This window comes from Gilliamella bombi, from assembly GCF_900103255.1.
Lineage (GTDB): Bacteria > Pseudomonadota > Gammaproteobacteria > Enterobacterales > Orbaceae > Gilliamella > Gilliamella bombi.
Genome location: NZ_FMWS01000128.1, coordinates 1 through 600 on the forward strand (window position 1 = coordinate 1; position 600 = coordinate 600).

The 600-nt window shown below is 26.5% G+C and carries 1 protein-coding gene; it reads left to right on the forward strand.

The window, feature by feature from the left end; all coding sequences use genetic code 11:
- A partial coding sequence (locus B9N71_RS13205) for a hypothetical protein (RefSeq protein WP_167370132.1) occupies positions 1–600 on the forward strand: 600 nt, incomplete at both ends.

The following is a 600-nucleotide window of genomic DNA, read 5'->3' on the forward strand; positions in this document are numbered from 1 at the left end:
TTAGAAACAGACCCTGACGATGATATTGCATTACAGGAAATTTCTCAAATAATACTTAATGAAAATAAGCAATATCGTGAAGTTACAAAGATAAGAAGAAATATTATAGAAATACTCTATCCAACAGAGCCTTTTGAAACACTTGAAGACGGTATCCATTTTTATATTTTAAATAAAGACAACCAATTGCAAAAAAAAGAAAACTTTGAAGAGGTGTTTAAAGAGCCCGGTTATATACGTGTTGAAAAATTAGATGGAAAGATGATCAGTATTCAAAAACGACCTATATATATGATTATCCATTTTAATTATGAATATTGGCCTAATCAAAATTTAAAGTATGATAAATTGGAGTATTATAATAATGAACATCAAATAATTTATTATGATGAAACATTTTATGATGAAAATGAAAAAATTATAGCGGGTAATAAAAAGAATCTGTTAACACAACAAAATATACGCTATACCTACATAAACAAAGATGGCATATCAAGAGTTGATGAATATTTTGATAGCCAGGGTAATAAAACCAATCATGTGATTTATTTTGATAACACTAATTCTCAACATAAAATCGAAAATCAAATATTGGATCAT